Annotated in this window: 21 protein-coding genes; 9 read left to right on the forward strand and 12 right to left on the reverse strand. The window is 72.3% G+C overall.

The features are described from left to right. Window positions 1-30: 30 nt before the first annotated feature. Both ACBJ32_RS25765 and ACBJ32_RS25770 read right to left on the reverse strand, forming a co-directional pair. A complete protein-coding gene (locus tag ACBJ32_RS25765) occupies window positions 31-288 on the reverse strand; it encodes a hypothetical protein (protein ID WP_375128861.1) in 258 nt (85 codons plus the stop codon). A 41-nt stretch (window positions 289-329) separates the two neighbouring features. Beyond that, entirely contained in the window at window positions 330-617 is a 288-nt protein-coding gene (locus tag ACBJ32_RS25770) for a hypothetical protein (protein WP_375128862.1), read from the reverse strand. Window positions 618-829: 212 nt separating this feature from the next. Between ACBJ32_RS25770 and ACBJ32_RS25775 the strand changes: the two genes are divergently transcribed. Continuing rightward, window positions 830-1483, forward strand: coding sequence for an NIPSNAP family protein (locus ACBJ32_RS25775; protein ID WP_375128863.1), 654 nt, complete (start codon window positions 830-832; stop codon window positions 1481-1483). 49 nt (window positions 1484-1532) lie between these two features. Here ACBJ32_RS25775 and ACBJ32_RS25780 read toward each other — a convergent pair whose 3' ends face one another. Beyond that, window positions 1533-2249: an SDR family oxidoreductase gene (locus ACBJ32_RS25780; protein ID WP_375128864.1), complete on the reverse strand. Its 717-nt coding sequence runs from the start codon at window positions 2247-2249 to the stop codon at window positions 1533-1535. A gap of 37 nt (window positions 2250-2286) precedes the next feature. On the opposite strand from ACBJ32_RS25780, the gene ACBJ32_RS25785 reads away from it, so the two are divergent. Genes ACBJ32_RS25785 through ACBJ32_RS25800 form a run of 4 tightly spaced genes read left to right on the forward strand, consistent with a single transcriptional unit; the run spans window position 2287 to window position 5529 of the window. Further along, window positions 2287-3015, forward strand: coding sequence for an enoyl-CoA hydratase family protein (locus ACBJ32_RS25785; RefSeq protein WP_375128865.1), 729 nt, complete (start codon window positions 2287-2289; stop codon window positions 3013-3015). Window positions 3016-3026: 11 nt separating this feature from the next. Continuing rightward, complete coding sequence (locus ACBJ32_RS25790) at window positions 3027-3779, forward strand: CoA transferase subunit A (protein WP_375128993.1); 753 nt, start codon at window positions 3027-3029, stop codon at window positions 3777-3779. Continuing rightward, entirely contained in the window at window positions 3776-4498 is a 723-nt protein-coding gene (locus tag ACBJ32_RS25795) for a CoA-transferase subunit beta (RefSeq protein WP_375128866.1), read from the forward strand. Before ACBJ32_RS25790 ends, ACBJ32_RS25795 begins: the two co-directional genes overlap by 4 nt. Next, a complete protein-coding gene (locus tag ACBJ32_RS25800) occupies window positions 4495-5529 on the forward strand; it encodes an NAD(P)H-dependent flavin oxidoreductase (RefSeq protein ID WP_375128867.1) in 1035 nt (344 codons plus the stop codon). The genes ACBJ32_RS25795 and ACBJ32_RS25800 overlap by 4 nt, the downstream gene beginning before the upstream one ends. On the opposite strand, the gene ACBJ32_RS25805 is transcribed toward ACBJ32_RS25800, so the two are convergent. Genes ACBJ32_RS25805 through ACBJ32_RS25820 form a run of 4 tightly spaced genes read right to left on the reverse strand, consistent with a single transcriptional unit; the run spans window position 5516 to window position 10228 of the window. Then, window positions 5516-6187: a pentapeptide repeat-containing protein gene (locus ACBJ32_RS25805; protein WP_375128868.1), complete on the reverse strand. Its 672-nt coding sequence runs from the start codon at window positions 6185-6187 to the stop codon at window positions 5516-5518. The two genes, ACBJ32_RS25800 and ACBJ32_RS25805, sit on opposite strands and share 14 nt — an antisense overlap. 3 nt (window positions 6188-6190) lie before the next feature. Next, window positions 6191-7669: a glycoside hydrolase family 3 protein gene (locus tag ACBJ32_RS25810; protein WP_375128869.1), complete on the reverse strand. Its 1479-nt coding sequence runs from the start codon at window positions 7667-7669 to the stop codon at window positions 6191-6193. A gap of 26 nt (window positions 7670-7695) precedes the next feature. Beyond that, the gene (locus ACBJ32_RS25815; RefSeq protein ID WP_375128870.1) at window positions 7696-9060 is read right to left on the reverse strand and encodes an alkaline phosphatase D family protein; all 1365 of its coding nucleotides are present in this window, start codon (window positions 9058-9060) and stop codon (window positions 7696-7698) included. A 4-nt stretch (window positions 9061-9064) separates the two neighbouring features. Beyond that, window positions 9065-10228: an acetyl-CoA C-acetyltransferase gene (locus ACBJ32_RS25820; RefSeq protein ID WP_375128871.1), complete on the reverse strand. Its 1164-nt coding sequence runs from the start codon at window positions 10226-10228 to the stop codon at window positions 9065-9067. A 97-nt stretch (window positions 10229-10325) separates the two neighbouring features. Here ACBJ32_RS25820 and ACBJ32_RS25825 point away from each other — a divergent pair, with 97 nt between their 5' ends. Both ACBJ32_RS25825 and ACBJ32_RS25830 read left to right on the forward strand, forming a co-directional pair. Then, a complete protein-coding gene (locus tag ACBJ32_RS25825) occupies window positions 10326-10994 on the forward strand; it encodes a TetR/AcrR family transcriptional regulator (RefSeq protein ID WP_357870048.1) in 669 nt (222 codons plus the stop codon). Next, window positions 10991-11671 (forward strand): DNA alkylation repair protein, encoded by a 681-nt coding sequence (locus ACBJ32_RS25830; protein ID WP_375128872.1) that lies wholly within the window; start codon window positions 10991-10993, stop codon window positions 11669-11671. Before ACBJ32_RS25825 ends, ACBJ32_RS25830 begins: the two co-directional genes overlap by 4 nt. Here the strand turns inward: ACBJ32_RS25830 and ACBJ32_RS25835 are convergent. Next, window positions 11664-12503: a LysR family transcriptional regulator gene (locus tag ACBJ32_RS25835; protein ID WP_357871622.1), complete on the reverse strand. Its 840-nt coding sequence runs from the start codon at window positions 12501-12503 to the stop codon at window positions 11664-11666. The genes ACBJ32_RS25830 and ACBJ32_RS25835 overlap by 8 nt on opposite strands. Before the next feature lie 85 nt (window positions 12504-12588). On the opposite strand from ACBJ32_RS25835, the gene metE reads away from it, so the two are divergent. Beyond that, window positions 12589-14787, forward strand: a complete 2199-nt coding sequence (metE, locus tag ACBJ32_RS25840) for a 5-methyltetrahydropteroyltriglutamate--homocysteine S-methyltransferase (RefSeq protein ID WP_375128873.1) — start codon at window positions 12589-12591, stop codon at window positions 14785-14787. Here metE and ACBJ32_RS25845 read toward each other — a convergent pair. Next, complete coding sequence (locus ACBJ32_RS25845; protein ID WP_375128874.1) at window positions 14781-15236, reverse strand: MarR family winged helix-turn-helix transcriptional regulator; 456 nt, start codon at window positions 15234-15236, stop codon at window positions 14781-14783. The two genes, metE and ACBJ32_RS25845, sit on opposite strands and share 7 nt — an antisense overlap. A 98-nt stretch (window positions 15237-15334) precedes the next feature. Here ACBJ32_RS25845 and ACBJ32_RS25850 point away from each other — a divergent pair, with 98 nt between their 5' ends. Next, window positions 15335-15781 (forward strand): nuclear transport factor 2 family protein, encoded by a 447-nt coding sequence (locus ACBJ32_RS25850; protein WP_375128875.1) that lies wholly within the window; start codon window positions 15335-15337, stop codon window positions 15779-15781. On the opposite strand, the gene ACBJ32_RS25855 is transcribed toward ACBJ32_RS25850, so the two are convergent. The 3 genes from ACBJ32_RS25855 to ACBJ32_RS25865 all read right to left on the reverse strand — a co-directional run bounded on the left by ACBJ32_RS25855 (window position 15772) and on the right by ACBJ32_RS25865 (window position 18174). After that, on the reverse strand, window positions 15772-16290 hold the full coding sequence (locus ACBJ32_RS25855; RefSeq protein ID WP_375128877.1) for a GNAT family N-acetyltransferase: 519 nt from the start codon (window positions 16288-16290) through the stop codon (window positions 15772-15774). The genes ACBJ32_RS25850 and ACBJ32_RS25855 overlap by 10 nt on opposite strands. A gap of 157 nt (window positions 16291-16447) precedes the next feature. Beyond that, window positions 16448-17206: an ABC transporter permease gene (locus ACBJ32_RS25860; RefSeq protein ID WP_375128878.1), complete on the reverse strand. Its 759-nt coding sequence runs from the start codon at window positions 17204-17206 to the stop codon at window positions 16448-16450. Beyond that, a complete protein-coding gene (locus ACBJ32_RS25865) occupies window positions 17203-18174 on the reverse strand; it encodes an ATP-binding cassette domain-containing protein (protein ID WP_375128879.1) in 972 nt (323 codons plus the stop codon). The genes ACBJ32_RS25860 and ACBJ32_RS25865 overlap by 4 nt, the downstream gene beginning before the upstream one ends. Window positions 18175-18285 lie beyond the last annotated feature (111 nt).

Consider the following 18285-nt stretch of genomic DNA (forward strand, 5'->3'; position numbering starts at 1 on the left):
CCGCGCACCCGCCCGATCAACCGGCCCCGATCAGTCGTGCACGTCGTCGACGACCGTGTCGCTGCCGTTGGTGGCCGTCACGGTGTTGCCGTTGACGTTGTTGACCCCGGTCGCGCCGTGGCCGCTGACGTTGGCGTTGAAGACGTTGCCGAAGTTGTTGCCCGACTGCGAGGAGTCGCGGTTGGAGCTGGAGTTGCCGGCGTTGGTGTCGGCGTGGGCGGGGGCCGACAGCAGGGTCACGCTCGCCGCCGCGGCGACGACGCCGGTCATGCAGAGCCTCTTCATCATGTCGATGTCCTTTCCGAATGCTGAGCTCGGACGTCAGCCGGTCAGTCGAAGATGTACGTCACCGCGATCCCGCCGTTGGTGGCGGTCGTGGCGAAGCCGTTGACGTTGTTGACGTTGGTCGAGCGACCTTCGCCATGGTTACCGGCGAGGACGTCACCGAAGTTGTTGCCTGACTGGGACGAATCGCTGTTGCCACTCCGGTTGGCGGACCAGGTGTCACCGGTCAGGGGACCGGCCCAGTCGTCATCAGCGTGAGCGGGAACCGCAAGCAGTGCGCCACCGGCCACCGCCGCCAGCACGGCCGCGACGGCGCACACCTTTCTGATCACTTCTGCTCCTTCGCCAGTGGGGAAGCCCTCCAGACGGCGGCCGCCGGGCCCGGACGTACCAGCCACCCGTTGGGCTTTCCTTGACCTCAAGGGATCAAGGTCAGTGCGAGCATATAACGTCTCGTGGTCGAACGGTAGCAGTGCGTAGTCAGAATATAGTTCGGACCATACGCTGACAGGGGGTGTCAGTGACCCGCCCCTACCTTCGCCACATGATCTACGAGCTGCGGCGCTACACCATGCGGCCCGGACGGCGGGACACGTTGATCTCGCTGTTCGAGCGGGAGTTCATCGAGGCGCAGGAGGCCACCGGCATGCACGTCACCGGGAGCTTCCGCGAGGTCGGCGAGCCGGACACCTTCCCCTGGCTGCGCGCCTTCCCCGACATGACCAGCAGGAAGAAGGCGCTGGAGACCTTCTACGGCGGCCCCGTGTGGCTGGCCAACCGCGACGCCGCCAACGCCACCATGACGGATTCCGACGACGTGTTGCTGCTGCGCCCGGCGGGGCCGGAGTTCCCCTCCTGGGAGCGGCCACCGGCCGGCGCGACTCCCCCGTCGTCACTCTACGTAGCCACCATCTACCACGTGGACGGGGACGACTTCGCCCAGCTCTTCCACCGTGAGGCCGTGCCCGCGCTGGCGGCGGCCGGGGTCACGCCGGTCGCCTGCCTGGAGACCGAGCACGCGGAGAACACCTTCCCGCGACTGCCCGTCAGGACCGGCGTGCAGGTGTTCGTGTGGTTCGCCCGGTTCGCGACGCCGGAGGAGGAGCGCGAGGTGGCGCTGCCCATGCTGGAGCCGCGCTTCACCGCGCCCCCGGAGCGGCTGCGGCTGCGGCCCACCGCCCGGTCGTCCCTGCGCTGACGGGGGCTTAGACCCGCAGCCGCCCGGTCGTCCCCGCGCTGACGGCAGCTCAGACCAGGTGCCGCCAGGCCGGGACCTCGCCGCCGCCGTCCACCCGCACCTCGGCGCCGGTCACGTAGCCGGGCGCGGCCAGCCACAGGCACGCGGCGGCCACGTCGGCGGGCGTGGCCATGCGACCGGCCGGGATGGCCCGGCCGTCGAGGTCGGAGCGGCCGCCGTAGTGGTCCGCGGCGTCCCGGGTGGCGGCCAGGCCCACGACGACGGTGTTGACCCGTACCAGCGGGGCCCACTCCGCGGCCAGGCAGCGGGCCAGGTGGTGCAGGCCGGCCTTGGCGGCGCCGTACGCGGACGTGCCGGGCGAGGGGCGGGCGCCGCTCGCGCTGCCGATCATCACCACGGCCCCGCCCGAGGCGGCGAGCAGCGGGTACGCGCGCTGCGAGACCAGCAGCGGAGCCGTCAGGTTGAGCTCGATGACGCGGGCGTGCAGGCGCGGCGAGGTGCCCTCCACCGGGGCGTGCGGCGAGCCGCCCGCGTTGTTGACCACCACGTCGAGCCGGTCGAACCCGCCGATCAGCCGATCGACCTGCTCCGGGTCGCGCACGTCGGCCTGCGCGAACCGGTGCCCGGGCCGCTCGGGCCGGGTGCGGGCGCAGACGGTCACGTCGGCGCCCGCCGCGTGGAAGGCCGCGGCGATGCCGGCCCCGATGCCTCTCGTGCCCCCCGTCACCAGGACGGACTTGCCCGCGTAGTCGTAAGTCACGGTCACGGGTGCTACCGTACCAAGCAAGCGTTAGGGAGGTACATTGGGCATCTCACTACGGGAAGGGCCGATCGCCGAAGTGGTCGTGGACGTGCCGCCGGTGAACGCGCTGCCGGTGCGGGCCTGGGAGGAGCTGGCCGGGGCGGTGCGGGCGGCCGGCGACGACCCCGCGACCAGGGTGGTCGTGCTGCGGGCCGAGGGGCGCGGCTTCAACGCCGGGGTGGACATCAAGGAGATGCGGGAGACCGAGGGCTTCACCGCCCTCGTCGGGGCCAACCGGGCGTGTTACGCGGCCTTCGCCGCCGTGTACGAGTGCGCCGTCCCCGTGATCGCGGCCGTGCACGGCTACTGCCTGGGCGGCGGCATCGGGCTGGCGGGCAACGCCGACATCGTGGTGGCCGCCGAGGCGGCCTACTTCGGGCTGCCCGAGGTGGACAGGGGCGCGCTGGGCGCGGCCACGCACCTGGCCCGGCTGGTGCCGCGGCACCTGGTGCGGGCGATGGTCTACACGTGCAGGAATGTCACCGCCGCCGAGCTGCACGCGTTCGGTTCGGTGCTGGAGGTGGTGCCGCAGGACAAGCTGCGGGAGACGGCCATGCAGGTGGCCGAGCAGATCGCGGCCAAGGACCCGTACGTGATCCGCCGCGCCAAGGAGTCGCTCAACGGCATCGACCCGGTCGACGTCAACCGCAGCTACCGCTTCGAGCAGGGCTTCACCTTCGAGCTGAACCTCATGGGCATCGGCGACGAGCACCGGGAGCGCTTCAGGTGACGAGCAAGGTGATGACGGCCGAGCGGGTGGCCGCCTCGGTGGAGAGCGGGATGACGGTGGGCATCGGCGGCTGGGGCTCGCGCCGCAAGCCGATGGCCCTCGTGCGGGCCCTCGTCGCGTCCCCGGCGCGCGAGCTCACGATCGTCTCGTACGGCGGCCCCGACGTCGGCATGCTCTGCGCGGCCGGGAAGGTGCGCAAGGTCGTGGCCCCGTTCGTCACGCTCGACTCCATCCCCCTGGAGCCCAACTTCAGGCGGGCCCGGCAGGCGGGCGAGATCGAGTTCGCCGAGTACGACGAGGGCATGTTCATGTTCGGGCTGCTGGCCGCGGCGCACCGGCTGCCGTTCCTGCCGACGCGGGCGGGGCTGGGCTCGGACGTGCTGCGGGTCAACCCGGAGCTGCGGACGGTGCGCTCGCCCTACGGGGACGGGGAGGAGCTGGTGGCGGTGCCCGCGCTGACCATGGACGTGGCGCTGGTGCACCTCAACCGGGCCGACGCCCGGGGCAACGCCCAGTACCTGGGGCCCGATCCGTACTTCGACGACCTGTACGCCAAGGCGGCCGGGCGGTGCTACGTCTCGTGCGAGCGGGTGGTGGACACGGCGGATCTGCTCAAGGAGGGGCCCGTGCAGTCGTTGCTGATCAGCCGGTCGATGGTGGCGGGCGTGGTGGAGGCGCCCGGCGGGGCCGGGTTCACCTCGTGCGAGCCGGACTACGGGCGTGACGAGGCGGCACAGCGGCGGTACGTGGAGGAAGCCTCGTGAGCAGGGCCGATGTCTGCGTGGTGGCGTGCGCGGAGGCGTTCAGGGGCGACGGGGAGATCCTGGCGGCCGGGATCGGCGGCGCGATCACGGTGCTGGCGGCGCGGCTGGCGCGGCTGACGTTCGAGCCGGACCTGCTCACGCACGACGGGGTCTGCCTGCTCACCGGCGACGTGCCGGCGCTCGGGCAGGCGCCCGAGGTGGTGGAGGGGTGGCTGCCGTTCCGCGAGCACCTGTGGCTGGTGCTGAACGGGCGGCGGCACGTCATGCTCGGGGCCGGCCAGATCGACCGGTACGGCAACACGAACATCTCCTGCATCGGCGACTGGGCGCGGCCCAGGGCTCAGCTGCTGGGCGTGCGCGGCGCGCCGGGCAACACCCGCTGCGATCCGACGAGCTACTGGATCCCCCGGCATTCGAGGCGGACGTTCGTTCCCGAGGTGGACATGGTGAGCGGGCTCGGCACGGACCGGGGCGCGTTCGAGCTGCGGCGGGTGGTGACGGATCTGGCCGTGCTGGACTTCGGGACGGCTGACGGGTCGATGCGGCTGGTGTCCGTGCATCCCGGGGTGAGCGTGGACGACGTGGTGGCGGCCACGGGCTTCGAGCTGGACACCGTTTCCGGAAATGTCCCCCAGACCCGGGAGCCGACCAGCGAGGAGTTGCGCGTCCTGGACCGGCTCGACCCCGGCCGCCTGCGCGACCGGGAGGTGCCGGCGTGAGGACCGCGCTGACCTCGCTCGTCGGATGCCGGCACCCGATCGTGCAGACCGGCATGGGGTACGTCGCGGGCGCCCGGCTGGCGGCGGCCACCTCCCAGGCGGGCGGGCTGGGCGTGATCGGCGCGGCCACCATGTCGGTGACCGAGATGCGGGCGGCGATCCGGCGGGTGAAGGAGCGCACGGACGCCCCGTTCGGCGTGAACCTGCGGGCCGACGCCGACGACGCCGCCGAGCGGGTGGAGGTGCTGGTCGCCGAGGGCGTGCGGGTGGCGTCGTTCGCGCTGGCGCCGCGGCGGGAGCTGATCGCCCGGCTCAAGGACGCCGGCGTCGTGGTCATCCCGTCGGTGGGGGCGCGGCGGCACGCGGAGAAGGTGGCCGGGTGGGGCGCGGACGCGGTGATCGTGCAGGGCGGCGAGGGCGGCGGGCACACCGGGCCGGTCGCGACCACGCTGCTGCTGCCGCAGGTGGTGGACGCGGTGGACATCCCGGTGGTCGCGGCGGGCGGCTTCTTCGACGGCCGGGGGCTGGTGGCGGCGCTGGCGTACGGGGCCTGCGGGATCGCGATGGGCACCCGCTTCCTGCTGACCAGCGACTCGCCGGTGCCGGACGAGGTGAAGAAGTTCTACCTGGCGGCCCGCGAGACGGTGGTGACCAGGAACGTGGACGGCGTGCCGCACCGGGTGCTGAGCACGCCGTTCGTGGCCTCGCTCGAACGCGCGCGGCTGGTGAGGGCGGTGGTGAACGGGGCTCGCTTCAAGCGCCTGTCGGGGCTGTCGTGGCGCTCGCTGCTCCGCGAGGGGCGCCGGATGCGGCGCGGGCGGGAGCTGACCTGGGCCCAGGTGCTCCAGGCGGCGAACACGCCGGTGCTGCTGCGGGCGGCCATGGTGGAGGGGCGGGTGGACCTGGGCGTGATGGCCTCGGGTCAGGTGGTGACGGTGCTCGACGACCTGCCGTCCTGCCGGGAGCTGATCGAGCGCGTCATGGCCGAGGCGGAGACGGCCCTGGCCCGCCTGCCCGTCACAGGACGGTGATGCCGCGGGCGGCGAGGATGGCGTTGGCCTGCGCCTGGTTGATGATCGCGCCCGCGAACGCGCGCAGCTTGTCGTCGTCGGGCTCCCCGAGGTCCGCCCCGCGCAGGTCGGCCTTGGCGAACTTCGTGTTCAGCAGCCGGGTGCCGCGCAACCGGCAGTCGCTCAGCGTGGCCTCGGTGAAGTCGCAGCCCGACAGGTCCGCGTCGTCGAAGCGCACGCCCTCGACGTGCTCCTTGCGCAGCGAGCAGCCCCCGAGGTTGGCCAGCGTCAGGTTGGAGCGGCTCAGCTTGAAGCCGGTGCCGCGCGACCCGGTGAGGGAGGCGCCGATCATGCGGCAGCCCGTGAACGACACGTCCGTCAGCAGCGCGCCCGCGAACTGCGCCGACGACAGGTCCACGTCCGTGAAGGCCGCGTCGATGAGGTCGGCGTCGTTGAACCTCGTGCGCATCCCGCCGCCGCCCCTGAACACCGCCCCGTCGAGGTCGGCCTTGCGGAAGTCGGTCTGCTCCAGCACGCACGACTCGAAGCGCGCGCCCGCCAGCGAGGCGCCCCACAGGTCGGTCTCGGTGAGGTCGCACTCGCGGAACACGTGGGTCTCCCCCGGCGGGAGCCGGTCGCCCAGCGCTTTGCGGGACAGGTCCTCGCCGTCGAAGTTCACGGGCTAGAGCTTACCGGTCAGCGCCTCCGCGGCCGCCTGCCCGCAGACGCCGGCCGACCCGTACGTGGCGATGTGCACCGCGCCCAGGTCCGATCGGGCGGGCAGGCCCATCTCCACCACCACGGCGTCCGTGCGGGCGCTGAGCAGGTGCCGCAGGGCCTCGGACTGCCAGGCGTAGCGGTGCACGTCCCTGACCACCACGACGAGCGGCCGCCCGGCGGCCAGGCCGATCAGCCGCTCCAGCTCCGGCCCCGTGGCCTCACCGGCGGACAGGCGGGCGACCTCGGTGCCGGGCAGCAGGCGGCCGAGCGGCTCGCCGACGCCCCACGGGGTGCTCCTGTCGATCGCCAGGTTCATCACCGGGGCCAGCTCCACCACGTACGGCGCCCCCTCGATGGGCAGCACGGGCGTGGTGGAGCGGCGGGTGACGCGGATCGCCCGGCGGGCCGCGGCCAGGCCGATCCGGCCGTCGGCGGGTGCCGGGCTGCCCGAGGAGGCGGCCCATGAGGCCAGCTCGCGGACCCTTCGAGCGGCGTCGGCCAGGCGCTCCTCGGGCAGCAGTCCTTCGGCCACCGCCGCCGCGATCGCGTCGCGGATCCCGGCGGCGGTGGCCTCGTCGGCACGCTCGCCGCCGACGCAGATCGCGTCGGCGCCGGCGGCGATGGCGCGGGCGGAGGCGCCCCCGATGCCGTACGCCCCCGACACCGCGGCCATCTCGATGCCGTCAGTGATGATCAGCCCGTCGAACCCGAGCTCCTCCCGCAGCAGCCCGGTCAGCACCTTGGGGCTGAGCGTGGCGGGCCGCTCGGCGTCGTAGGAGGGCACGAGCAGGTGCCCGGTCATGATGACCTTGACCCCCTCGTCGATCGCCTCGCGGAAAGGGTGCAGCGCGTCCTCGATCCCGCTCTCGGCGACGACGGGCACGCCGTGGTGGGAGTCGACGGCGGTGTCCCCGTGCCCGGGGAAGTGCTTGGCGCAGGCGGCCACCCCGGCCGACTGGAGCCCGCGCACGAACGCCCTGGCGTGCCGGGCGACCAGAGCCGGGTCGGCGCCGAACGCGCGCAGGCCGATGACCGGGTTGTCCGGGTTGGAGTTCACGTCGGCGGAGGGGGCGAAGTCGATCGTGATGCCGGCCCTGGCCAGGTCGCCCCCGAGGTCCCTGGCCAGCGACTCGGTGAGCGCCACGTCGTCCACGACGCCCAGCGCGTACGCGCCGGGCCGGCTGCTGCCGGTCGCCACCTCCAGCCTGGTGACCTCGCCCGACTCCTCGTCGGTCCCGACCAGCACCGACGGGTGCTCCGCGCGCAGCGCCGCGGTGAGCTGGGCCACCTGGCCGGGGCCGGCGATGTTGCGCGAGAACAGCACGACGCCGGCCAGCCCGTCGCCGAGCCGGCGGCGCAGCCAGTCGGGGGGCGTGTGGCCGATGAAGCCGGGGAAGAGCACGGCGTCGGCAAGGCGAAGCAGGTCACCGCTCAGGGGCATGACCCGAAATCTAATAGGAAAGTTTCCTATTTGCTAGAGGTATTTTCTGATGTCAGCCCGCTCCCCTTCGTGACGAACTCCCCCACCGTACGCACCGGCGCCCCCTGGCGATCCACGAAGTCCACCGCGCGGAACGCCACCCGCAGCTCCTCGGGGCCGGCGGTGCACGACAGGTAACCGCGCCGCTCGTCGAAGAACTTCAGGTGCGGGTTGGCCGCCAGCACGGCCGGCCCGTCGGTCTCCGGGGGCATGCTGGTGATCGAGCTGCCCACGAACTCGACCCCGACCGTGGCCGAATCCGGATCCAGGAAGTCGGCCTTCAGCTCGCCCGCCCAGGCGTTGTGCACGTCCCCGCTGAACACGGCCAGCCCCGGGGCGTTCACCGCCAGGATGCGCCCGCGCTGCGCCGGATGGCCGTCCCAGGAGTCGGGGCGCAGGTTCGGGGCGGGGCCGGGCACGAAGCGGCGGGCGAAGAACAGCGGCTGCACCAGCACCCGCCACCTGACCGGGCTGGTGACCAGGCGCGAGACCAGCCACTGCTCCTGCGCGGCCCCGAGCATGGTGGAGGCGTCGCGGTACTGCCGCACGTCGAGCACCATGAAGTCCGCCACGGTCCCGTACGTGCGCCTGCGGTACATCTGCAGGCCCCCGTCCTCGGGGCGCACCCTGATCGGCTGGTTCTCGTAGTACGCCTGGTACGCCGCGCCCCTGCGGCGCAGGAACGCCGCCGACCCGTCACCCCGGCCCCGGTAGTTGTCGAGCACCTCGTGGTCGTCCCAGGTCGGCACCCAGGGCGCGGCGGCGTGCGCGGCCTGCAGGTCGGGGTCGGTCTTGTAGCGGGCGTAGCGCTGGCGGTACTCGTGCAGCCGGCTCGTCTCGCCCGGCAGCGGCCCGAGCGCCCGCACGACGCGGGCCGACTGGCGCGACTCGTAGATGTAGTCGCCCACGTGGAAGACGACGTCGGGCCGCTCGTCCGCGAGATGCCGGTAGGCGGTGTAGAAGCCGTGCTCGTAACGCTGACAGCTAGCCACCGCGAACCGCACGGGCCGCGCCGACTCCGGGTCGTCGGCCGTCCTGGTGCGCCCCACCGCGCTCTGCCGGCTGCCCGCCTTGAAGCGGTAGAAGTACTCGGTGCCCGCCCTGAGCCCGGCGACCCTGACGTGCACGCTGTGCGCCCAGACCGGCAGCGCCTGCTCGGTGCCCTGGCGCAGGCCACGCGTGAAGCGATCGTCCTCGGCGAGCTGCCAGCTCACCTCGACGGCCCTGGGCGCCATCCCGCCGGGCCGCCGGGGGTCGGTGCCGAGGGGGTCGGCGGCTAATCGGGTCCAGAGCACCACGCCGTCGGGCAGCGGCTCGCCGGAGGCGACGCCGAGGGTGAACGGGTTCGCCATACCTTCATGGTGCGGGAGCCAGGCGCTCGATGACGGTGACGTTCGCCTGTCCTCCGCCCTCGCACATGGTCTGCAGGCCGTACCTGCCGCCCGTGCGCTCCAGCTCGTGCAGCAGCTTGACCGCCAGCACGGCGCCGGTCGCGCCGAGCGGATGGCCGAGCGCGATGGCGCCGCCGTTCGGGTTGACCCTGGCCGGGTCCGCGCCGGTCTCCTTGATCCAGGCCAGCACGACCGGGGCGAACGCCTCGTTGATCTCGATGGCGTCGAAGTCCTCGATGGACATGCCGGTCATGCCGAGCGCGTGCACGGTCGCCGGGATCGGGGCGGAGAGCATCATGATCGGGTCGCCGCCGCGTACCGACAGGTGGTGCACGCGGGCGCGCGGGGTCAGGCCGTGCTCGCGTACGGCACGGGGGGATGCGATGAGCAGGGCGGCGGCGCCGTCGGAGATCTGGGAGGCCAGGGCGGCGGTCAGGGTGCCGCCGTCGGCGAGCGGCCTGAGCGCGGCCATCTTCTCGCGGGTGGTGTCCCTGCGCGGGCCCTCGTCGGTGGTGACGCCCTCGTAGGGGGCGATCTCGCGGCGGAAGCGCCCGGCGTCGATGGCGCGCAGCGCCCTGCGGTGCGACTCGTACGCGAACGCCTCCATCTCCTCCCGGGAGATGCCCCACCGGGCGGCGATCATCTCGGCGCCGGCGAACTGGGAGACCTCCTGGGTGCCGTACCGCTCCGTCCAGCCCTTGGAGCCGGAGAAGGGGCTGTCGTGGCCGAGCGGGCGGCCCGCGAGCATCGCCGAGGAGATGGGGATCATGCTCATGTTCTGCACTCCCCCGGCCACCACCAGGTCGTTCGTGCCGGACAGCACGGCCTGGGCGGCGAAGTGCAGCGCCTGCTGCGAGGAGCCACACTGGCGGTCGATCGTGACGCCGGGCACCTCCTCCGGCAGCCCGGCGGCCAGCCAGCAGGTGCGGGCGACGTCCCCGGCCTGCGGGCCGATCGTGTCCACGCAGCCGAAGATCACGTCCTCGACGGCGGAGGGATCGGCGTCGGCGCGGAACATCAGCTCCTTGAGCACGTGCGCGCCGAGGTCGGCGGGGTGGGCTCCGGCCAGGCCGCCGTTCCTGCGCCCCACGGGGGTGCGGACGGCGCCGACGATGTACGCCTCGCTCATCCACGCATCGTAGCAAGCGCTTGGTCTAGTCGGGAACGCCGTATGAGCAGGCGCAGTTAGGCGAACAAGCGATTGTCTGAGGGCCCATAATGGGAACGTGACCACGCGAAAGAACTCCGGCACGACCACCACCCCGGCGAAGCGCCAGCGCACGACCTCGTCGGGGTCGGCGTCCGAGCGCCGTGACCACCTCGTCAAGCTCGCCGCGGAGCTCTTCGCGCGCAAGGGCTTCCAAGCCACGACAGTACGCGAGATCGCCGACGAGGCCGGCATCCTCTCAGGAAGTCTCTACCACCACTTCGACTCCAAGGAGACGATCGTCGACGAGGTGCTGTCCACCTTCCTCGACGACCTGATCGCCCGCTACCGCGCCGCGCTCGAGTCCGGCTCCGACGCCCGCACGGTGCTGTCGGAGATGGTCCGCATCGGCTTCGGCACGCTGGAGCCGCACCGCGCCGCGATCACGGTGATGCAGAACGACTGGAACTACCTGCGCCAGTTCGAGCGCTTCAACTACCTCGTCAAGGCCGAGGACGAGGTCGAGCAGATCTGGGTCTCACAGATCAAGGCCGGCCAGGCCGCCGGGCTGTTCAGGTCCGACGTCGACCCGAAGCTGACCTACCGGATGATCCGCGACACGATCTGGGTGGCGGTGCGCTGGTTCCGCCCCGGCGGCAGGCTCAACACCACGGCGCTGGCCGAGCACTACATCACGGTGCTCTTCGACGGGCTCGCGACGGGCGAGCGCACCACCCACAAGGGATGAGCCTCGGCAAGGCGGTGCGGCTGGCACTGCAGGAGGCGGCCGAGCCCGGCAAGGCCGAGGCCATGCAGGCCTACATGAAGTCGACGATGCCGTTCCTGGGCGTGCAGGCCGTGCCCAGGCGCGCGGCGCTGCGGCGCGTCTTCGCCGGGCACCGGCTGGAGAGCGCGCCGGAGTGGCGGCGGGCGGTGCTGACGCTGTGGCGGGAGGCCGAGTACCGCGAGGAGCGTTACGCCGCCGTCGAGCTGTCCGGCTACCACCTGTACCGCGAGTTCCAGACCCTCTACACGGTGCCGATGTACGAGGAGATGATCGTCTCGGGCGCCTGGTGGGATCTGGTGGACGAGCTCGCCACGCACCGCGTCGGCGGGCTGCTCGCCGCCTACCCCGACACGATGCGCCCGCTCATGCTGGAGTGGGCGCACGACGGCGACCTGTGGAAGCGGCGCACCGCGATCCTGTGCCAGAACCGCTTCAAGTCGCGCACGGACACCGCGCTGCTGTACGCGTGCATCGAGCCCAGCCTGTCCGACAACGACTTCTTCGCCCGCAAGGCGATCGGGTGGGCGTTACGCGAATACGCCAAGACCAACCCCGGCGAGGTCGTCCGGTACGTCAAGGCGAAGGGCATCTCGGGGCTCAGCCGCCGTGAGGCGCTGAAGAACATCCCCGTCACCTAGTCCACAGGGCGTCCTGCACGGCCTGCACCAGGGCCATCAGCTCCGGGGTGACGCGCTCCCTCGACCACGCCAGCGCGTACGTGATGCGCAGGTCCCCCGCCTCCAGCGGCACGAACCGCACGTCGTCCCGCCTGATGGTCCTGGCCAGGAGCTGCGGGATGGGCAGCAGCCCGGCGCCCGCCGCCACCAGGTCGAGCGCGGCGCCGAAGTCGTCGTCGGCCACCAGCCGGGAGCGGCCCGGCAGCCCCGGCCAGGGGCGGGTGCCCGGGGCGAGGAGCACGTGGCCGCCCAGCTCGTCCGCCGTCACCCGGGGGCGCGAGTCCAGCCGGTGCCCGGCGGGGACGGCCAGGTGATCGACCGTGACGTGGAACCTGGCCGCCGTGACGAACTGCGCGGGCGCCGGCGTGGCCAGGATCGCCGCCGACACCTCCCCGTCCGACAGCGCCCGCGCCGCCGCGCTCCGGCCGGCCGCGCGCAGCTCCACCCCGATCGCCGGGGTGCGGCCCGCCAGCCGCCTGACGATCCGCGCCGCCAGCACGCCCACGAGGGGTGGATAAGCCAGGTGAATGGTCGGCCTGGCCAGCCGGGCCGCCTCCGCGCCGAACGCCTCGACCGACTCGATCACCCGCTCGGCGTGCACGAGCAGCGCCTTGCCCTCCGCCGTGAGGCGCACCTCGCGGGCCGAGCGCTCGAAGAGCCTGGAGCCGGTGGCGCGTTCGAGGCGGGTGATGGCCTGGCTCATGGCGGGCTGGGACATCCCCAGGTCGGCGGCGGCGGCCGAGAAGCTGAGCCGTTCCGCGACCCTGGTGAAGCAGTGGATCTCCCTGAGCATAAGCAGCACCAATCCATGGTGCACGATCGGGCGGGCAGTCGGCACGATGCGAGCGACCTGAACGATCTCAAGGGAGCCTCAGAAGATGTCCTCATTGCCCTCATCGCCTTCATTGCGGTTCGCCGAGTCCACGGTGCTCGGATACCCGCGCATCGGGCCGCGGCGGGAGCTGAAGCGGGCGCTGGAGTCGTACTGGAGCGGGCGCTCGACCCGCGACGACCTCGACCGGGTGGGCGCCGAGCTGCGGGAGCGGACCTGGCGCCGGCTGGCGGAGCTCGGGCTCGACGGGCTGCCGTCGAACACGTTCTCCCTGTACGACCAGGTGCTGGACACGGCCGTGCTGCTCGGCGCGGTGCCCGAGCGCTACCGGGACGCCGCGGACCCCTACTTCGCGATGGCCCGGGGCACCGAGGGGCTGGCGCCGCTGCGGATGACGAAGTGGTTCGACACGAACTACCACTACATCGTGCCCGAGATCGGGCCCGGCACGGTGTTCAAGCTGGACGCGAGCAAGCCGCTGGGCGAGGTGCGGCAGGCGCGGGCGCTGGGGTTCGAGACGCGGCCCGTGGTGGTCGGGCCGGTGACGTTCCTGCTGCTGGGCTCGGCGCTGGACCGGCTGGACGAGGTGCTCGGCTGCTACGAGGAGCTGCTGGCCGCGCTGGCCGCAGAAGGGGTCGCGTGGGTGCAGCTCGACGAGCCGGCCCTGGTGGGCGACCGGACGCCCGAGGAGCTGGCCGCGGTGCGGGCGGCCTACGAGCGGCTGGGGTCGGCGGCGGCGCGGCCCGGATTGTTCGTGGCCTCCTATTTCGGCGAGCTCGGGGAGTCGCTGCCGGTGCTGGCCGGCACGCCGGTGGAGGCCATCGGGGTCGACCTCGTACGGGGCGGCGTCCCCGTGGCCGACCTGACGGGGAAGATCGTGGTGGCGGGCGTGGTGTCGGGGCGGGACGTGTGGCGGACCTCCCCCGGCCGCGCGCTGGCCGCCCTGGGTTCCGTACGGGCCGCGCAGGTCGTGGTGAGCACGTCGTGCTCGCTGCTGCACGTGCCCTACTCGCTGGCGGACGAGCCCGGCCTGGAGCCGGAGCTGCGGGGGCGGCTGGCGTTCGCGGAGGAGAAGGTGGCCGAGGTGGTGGCGCTGGCCTCCGCCCACGCCCTCGGCTCGGGGCCCGACGCGCTGCTCGGGGACGACGAGCCGTCCGTGGCGCTGCTGCCGGAGCCCGGGCCGGTGCCGGCGCAGGAGCGTTCCCCGTACGCCGTCCGCGCCGCCGCCCAGGCCGGGCACCTGCGGCTGCCGCCGCTGCCGACCACCACCATCGGCTCGTTCCCGCAGACCGGCGAGCTGCGCGCGGCCCGCGCCGCGGTGGCCTCGGGCACGCTGTCGCAGGCCGACTACGAGCGGCGGGTCGAGGCGGAGATCGAGCGGGTGATCAGGGTCCAGGAGCGGCTCGGGCTCGACGTGCTCGTGCACGGGGAGCCGGAGCGCAACGACATGGTGCAGTACTTCGCCGAGCACCTCGACGGCTTCGCCGTCACCAGGAACGGCTGGGTGCAGTCGTACGGGTCGCGCTGCACCAGGCCGCCGATCCTGCACGGCGACGTCGGCCGCCCCGCGCCGATCACGGTGCGGTGGGCCGCGTACGCGCAGTCGCTGACGTCCCAGCCGGTCAAGGGCATGCTCACCGGGCCCGTCACGATCGTCGCCTGGTCGTTCGTGCGCAACGACCTGCCGCTGCGGGACGTCGTCCTCCAGGTGGCGGACGCGATCAGGCAGGAGGTGCGGGACCTGGAGGCGGCCGGGCTGTCGATCATCCAGGTGGACGAGCCCGCCCTGCGCGAGCTGCTGCCCCTGCGCCGAGCCGCGCAGGCCGAGTACCTGGAGTGGGCGGTGGCGGCCTACCGGCGGGCCACGTCGGGGGCGAGCGACCGCACCCAGATCCACACGCACCTGTGCTACTCGGACGCCGACCAGATCCTCGCCGCCATCGACGGCCTGGACGCCGACGTCACCACCATCGAGTCGGCCCGGTCGGGGGCGCGCATCCTGGGGGCGGTGTCGGCGTTCGGGCGGGGGCTCGGGCCCGGCGTGTACGACATCCACTCGCCCCGGGTGCCGTCCGCCGAGGAGGTGGAGTCGCTGCTGCGGCGGGCTCTTCAGGCGCTGCCGGTGGAGCGGGTCTGGGTCAACCCGGACTGCGGGCTGAAGACGCGTACGTACGAGGAGGTCGAGGCGTCGCTGGCCAACGTGGTGACGGCGACGCGCCGTCTGCGCTCAGCCCTGCCTCACTGAGGGGCGTCGTGGTGGTCGGCCACCCTGGTGAGCAGGCCGATGAGCTGCTCGCGTTCGGCCCTGGTCAGGGCCGCGAGCAGCTCGTCCTGCGCCCCGGAGAGCAGCCGGTCGAGCTCCGCGAGCTGCCGGGCGCCCGCCGGCGTGACGGTGATGACGTTGCGCCGCCGGTCGTCCGGGTCGGGGCTGCGCTCGACCAGCCCGCGCTCGGCCAGCTCGTTGACGGTCGCCACGATGTCGCTGCGGTCGATGCCGGTACGCCGCCCCAGCGCGGCCTGGCTGGCGGGCCCGAACTCCTCCAGCGCGGCCAGCAGCGAGTAGTGGTACCGGCGCAACCCGGGCCCGGCGAGCGCCTGGTCGACGAGCCGGTTGGCGGACGTCGCGACCTGGTTGACCAGCCGGCTCGGCAGGACTCGCAGCCGGTGCGGGATCGGGTCCTCGGCTCTCTCCACGCGAGCAAAGGTACCAACTCCATTGGCGCGACCCACAATCTCCGTGTATCGTTAGTTCCATAAACATTGGCTCCACCAACGAAACCGGGGAGAGTCCCATGCCCGTCACCGCAACCGACCGCGCGGACGTCACCCAGCTCATCTACCGCCTCTACGCCTGCATGGACGAGGGCCGCTTCGCCGGCCTGTCATCCGTCTTCTCGGACGACATCAGCGTCCGCACCCCCGGCGGCCTCGCCACCGGCCGCGAGGCCGTCATCGCCCAGGCCTCCCGCAACCACTCCACCACCGAGCGGGTCCAGCACTTCGTCCACAACCCCCTCGTGGAGGTGGACGGCGACCACGCCACCGTCCGAGCGGACGTGATCGTGACCTTCACCCCCGACGGCACGCCGGACGGCCGGACCGCCCCGGAACCCCGCTACACCCTCAGCGAGCGCTTCCACTACGAGGCCACCCGCTCCTCCGAAGGCTGGCGCCTGTCACGCGTCGACGGCACCCCGGTGTGGGCTCGCGGCACGAGCCCGCTGGCCGCTCAGGCGTGACGCTCGAGGTACTCCTCGGCCGTCATCCCGAAGAGGAACTCGTCGTCATAGCGGCCGTTGGCGTAGCGGCTCCTGCGCCGGCGCCCCTCCTCCACGAACCCCAGCCGCCGGTGCAGGGCCAGGGACGGCTCGTTGGAGCTGTAGACCCACGCCTCGGCCTTCTGGAAGCGACGCTCGAAGAACATGTAACGCAGCAGCAGGACGATCGCCTCGCTGGCGTACCCCTTGCGGTGGTGCGGGGTGCCGATGGAGATCCCGTAGGCGAAGGTGCCGTGCACCCGGTCCACCCCGTGCGTGATGATCGACCCGACCGGCGCGTCGTCCTGCTTCGCGGCGATGACCAGGGAGAATTCGTCGAGGTCCAGCTCCTTCTCGGCGTGCTCGGCCGACTCCTTCCTCGCCCGGGCGGCCGACCTCGGCGGCTCCAGCCGCCAGCCGTTCCTGATGGCGTCGGAATCCTCGTCGAAGGCGTGGAACGCCTCCCAGTCCTCGGGCTCCCTGCCACGCAAGCGGACGCGCTCTCCTACCCAGACGGACGATGTCATGGCAGGCAGCCAAGCAGATCGGCCGCGCGCTTCGCGAATGCTTTTCAGGCTCGCCCCGCCGGGGCCGGTCCCGGCATCGGTGTCGATCACGGGGAGGCCTTGACGGCCGGTCGCGGGATGCTCACCGGTTGTAGAGCCTGCGTGCCCACAGGTATCCGGCCAGGGCGATGACCGCGCTCCAGGCGGCCGCCTCCGCGAGGCTCTCGCCCGCCGGACGTCCGGCCAGCAGCGCGCGCAGGGTCTCGATGACGGGCGTGAACGGCTGGTGTTCGGCGAACCAGCGCAGAGCGGCCGGCATCGACTCGGTCGGGACGAAGCCGCTGCCGAGGAAGGGCAGCACCATCAGGGGCATCGACAGGTTGCTGGCCGTGGCCACGTTCTTGGTGACCATGGCGAGCGCCACCGACAGCCAGGTGATGGCGAAGGTGAACATGGCCAGCACGCCGACCACGCCGAGCCAGCCCAGCGCCGAGGCGGACGGGCGGAAGCCGACCAGCACGGCCACCAGGGTCACCACCGCGATCGCGATGAAGTTCTGCACCAGCGCGCCGAGCACGTGCCCGGTGAGCACCGAGACCCGGGCGATGGCCATGGTCTTGAACCGGGCGACGATGCCCTCGGTCATGTCGATGGCCACCGAGATCGTGGTCCCCTGCGCGGCCCCGGCGATCGTCGTGATCATGATGCCGGGCGCGAGGTAGCCGACGTAGGTCGCGCGGTCGCCGCCGATGCCCGCGCCCATGGCCCCGCCGAAGACGTAGACGAACAGCAGCAGGAACACCACGGGGACGGCGGTGTAGGTGAGGATCAACGTGGGGTAACGCCAGATGTGCGTGACCTGGCGGCGCAGCATGGTCGCCGAGTCGGTGATCGCTCTCATCGGGTGGGCTCCTTGGTCAGGGCGAGGAAGACGTCGTCCAGGTCGGGGGTGTGCACCGTCATCTCGGCGACCTCGATGCCGTGGGTGTCCAGCCGGTCCAGGAGCTTTCGCAGCGTCTTGACGCCGCCGGCGCCGGGGACCTGGACGGTGAGCGCGGCGTCGTCGTGCGAGGTGGCGCCGAGGTGCGAGATCGCCCTGCGGTAGCCGTCGGGGTCGGCGAAGCGCACGACGATGTGGCCGCCGGGGACCATGCGCTTGAGCTCCTCCGGGCTGCCCTGGGCCACCAGCCCGCCCTGGCTGAGCAGGGCGATGCGGTCGGCGAGCTCGTCGGCCTCCTCCAGGTACTGCGTGGTCAGGAAGATGGTCACGCCGTCCTGCTCGACCAGGTCCCTGACGATCTGCCACATGGCGCGGCGGCTGCGCGGGTCCAGGCCGGTGGTCGGCTCGTCGAGGAAGATGAGCTCGGGCGTGCCGACCAGGGTCATGGCCAGGTCGAGCCGGCGGCGCATGCCGCCGGAGTAGGTGGCCGCGGGCTTGCGTGCGGCGCCGGTGAGGTCGAAGCGTTCGAGCAGTTCGCGGACACGTGCCCGCCCTGTGGCGCGGCCGAGGTGGAGCAGGTCGGCCATGAGCCGCAGGTTCTCCTCGCCGGTGAGGAAGCTGTCGACGGCGGAGAACTGGCCGGTGACGCCGATCGCGGCGCGCACCTTGTCCGGTTCTGTGGTCACGTCGTGCCCGGCCACCCGGATCTCGCCGGCGTCGGCCTTGATCAGGGTGGACAGGATCTGCACGGTCGTGGTCTTGCCCGCGCCGTTGGGGCCGAGCAGGGAGAAGATCATGCCCTTGGGGATGGCCAGGTCGATGCCGTCCAGGACGCGGTGCGAGCCGTACGACTTGCGCAGTCCCGTCACCGAGATGGCGGGGACGGCGCGGCTCTGGCCCAAGGTCTCCATGGTCCGCATCGCGCTCATCTCCAGTTCCAGGCGACGAGCGACATGGCCGGCTCTTCGCGACAGTACTCGTTTGACATGCTGTGAAAGCTACGTTGCGTTCAAAATTCCCGTCAACAACAGAAGCGCGTT

It is taken from the genome of Nonomuraea sp. GTA35 (assembly GCF_041950525.1).
Taxonomy (GTDB): Bacteria; Actinomycetota; Actinomycetes; order Streptosporangiales; family Streptosporangiaceae; genus Nonomuraea.

Bases quoted from the DNA above. Each gene is read 5' to 3' on its own strand.
- ACBJ32_RS25765 (WP_375128861.1), bottom strand. From the start codon at position 288: ATGATGAAGAGGCTCTGCATGACCGGCGTCGTCGCCGCGGCGGCGAGC.
- ACBJ32_RS25775 (WP_375128863.1), top strand. From the start codon at position 830: ATGATCTACGAGCTGCGGCGCTACACCATGCGGCCCGGACGGCGGGAC.
- ACBJ32_RS25790 (WP_375128993.1), top strand. From the start codon at position 3,027: ATGACGGCCGAGCGGGTGGCCGCCTCGGTGGAGAGCGGGATGACGGTG.
- ACBJ32_RS25810 (WP_375128869.1), bottom strand. From the start codon at position 7,669: ATGCCCCTGAGCGGTGACCTGCTTCGCCTTGCCGACGCCGTGCTCTTC.
- ACBJ32_RS25815 (WP_375128870.1), bottom strand. From the start codon at position 9,060: ATGGCGAACCCGTTCACCCTCGGCGTCGCCTCCGGCGAGCCGCTGCCC.
- ACBJ32_RS25820 (WP_375128871.1), bottom strand. From the start codon at position 10,228: ATGAGCGAGGCGTACATCGTCGGCGCCGTCCGCACCCCCGTGGGGCGC.
- ACBJ32_RS25830 (WP_375128872.1), top strand. From the start codon at position 10,991: ATGAGCCTCGGCAAGGCGGTGCGGCTGGCACTGCAGGAGGCGGCCGAG.
- ACBJ32_RS25835 (WP_357871622.1), bottom strand. From the start codon at position 12,503: ATGCTCAGGGAGATCCACTGCTTCACCAGGGTCGCGGAACGGCTCAGC.
- metE (WP_375128873.1), top strand. From the start codon at position 12,589: ATGTCCTCATTGCCCTCATCGCCTTCATTGCGGTTCGCCGAGTCCACG.
- ACBJ32_RS25850 (WP_375128875.1), top strand. From the start codon at position 15,335: ATGCCCGTCACCGCAACCGACCGCGCGGACGTCACCCAGCTCATCTAC.
- ACBJ32_RS25860 (WP_375128878.1), bottom strand. From the start codon at position 17,206: ATGAGAGCGATCACCGACTCGGCGACCATGCTGCGCCGCCAGGTCACG.
- ACBJ32_RS25865 (WP_375128879.1), bottom strand. From the start codon at position 18,174: ATGAGCGCGATGCGGACCATGGAGACCTTGGGCCAGAGCCGCGCCGTC.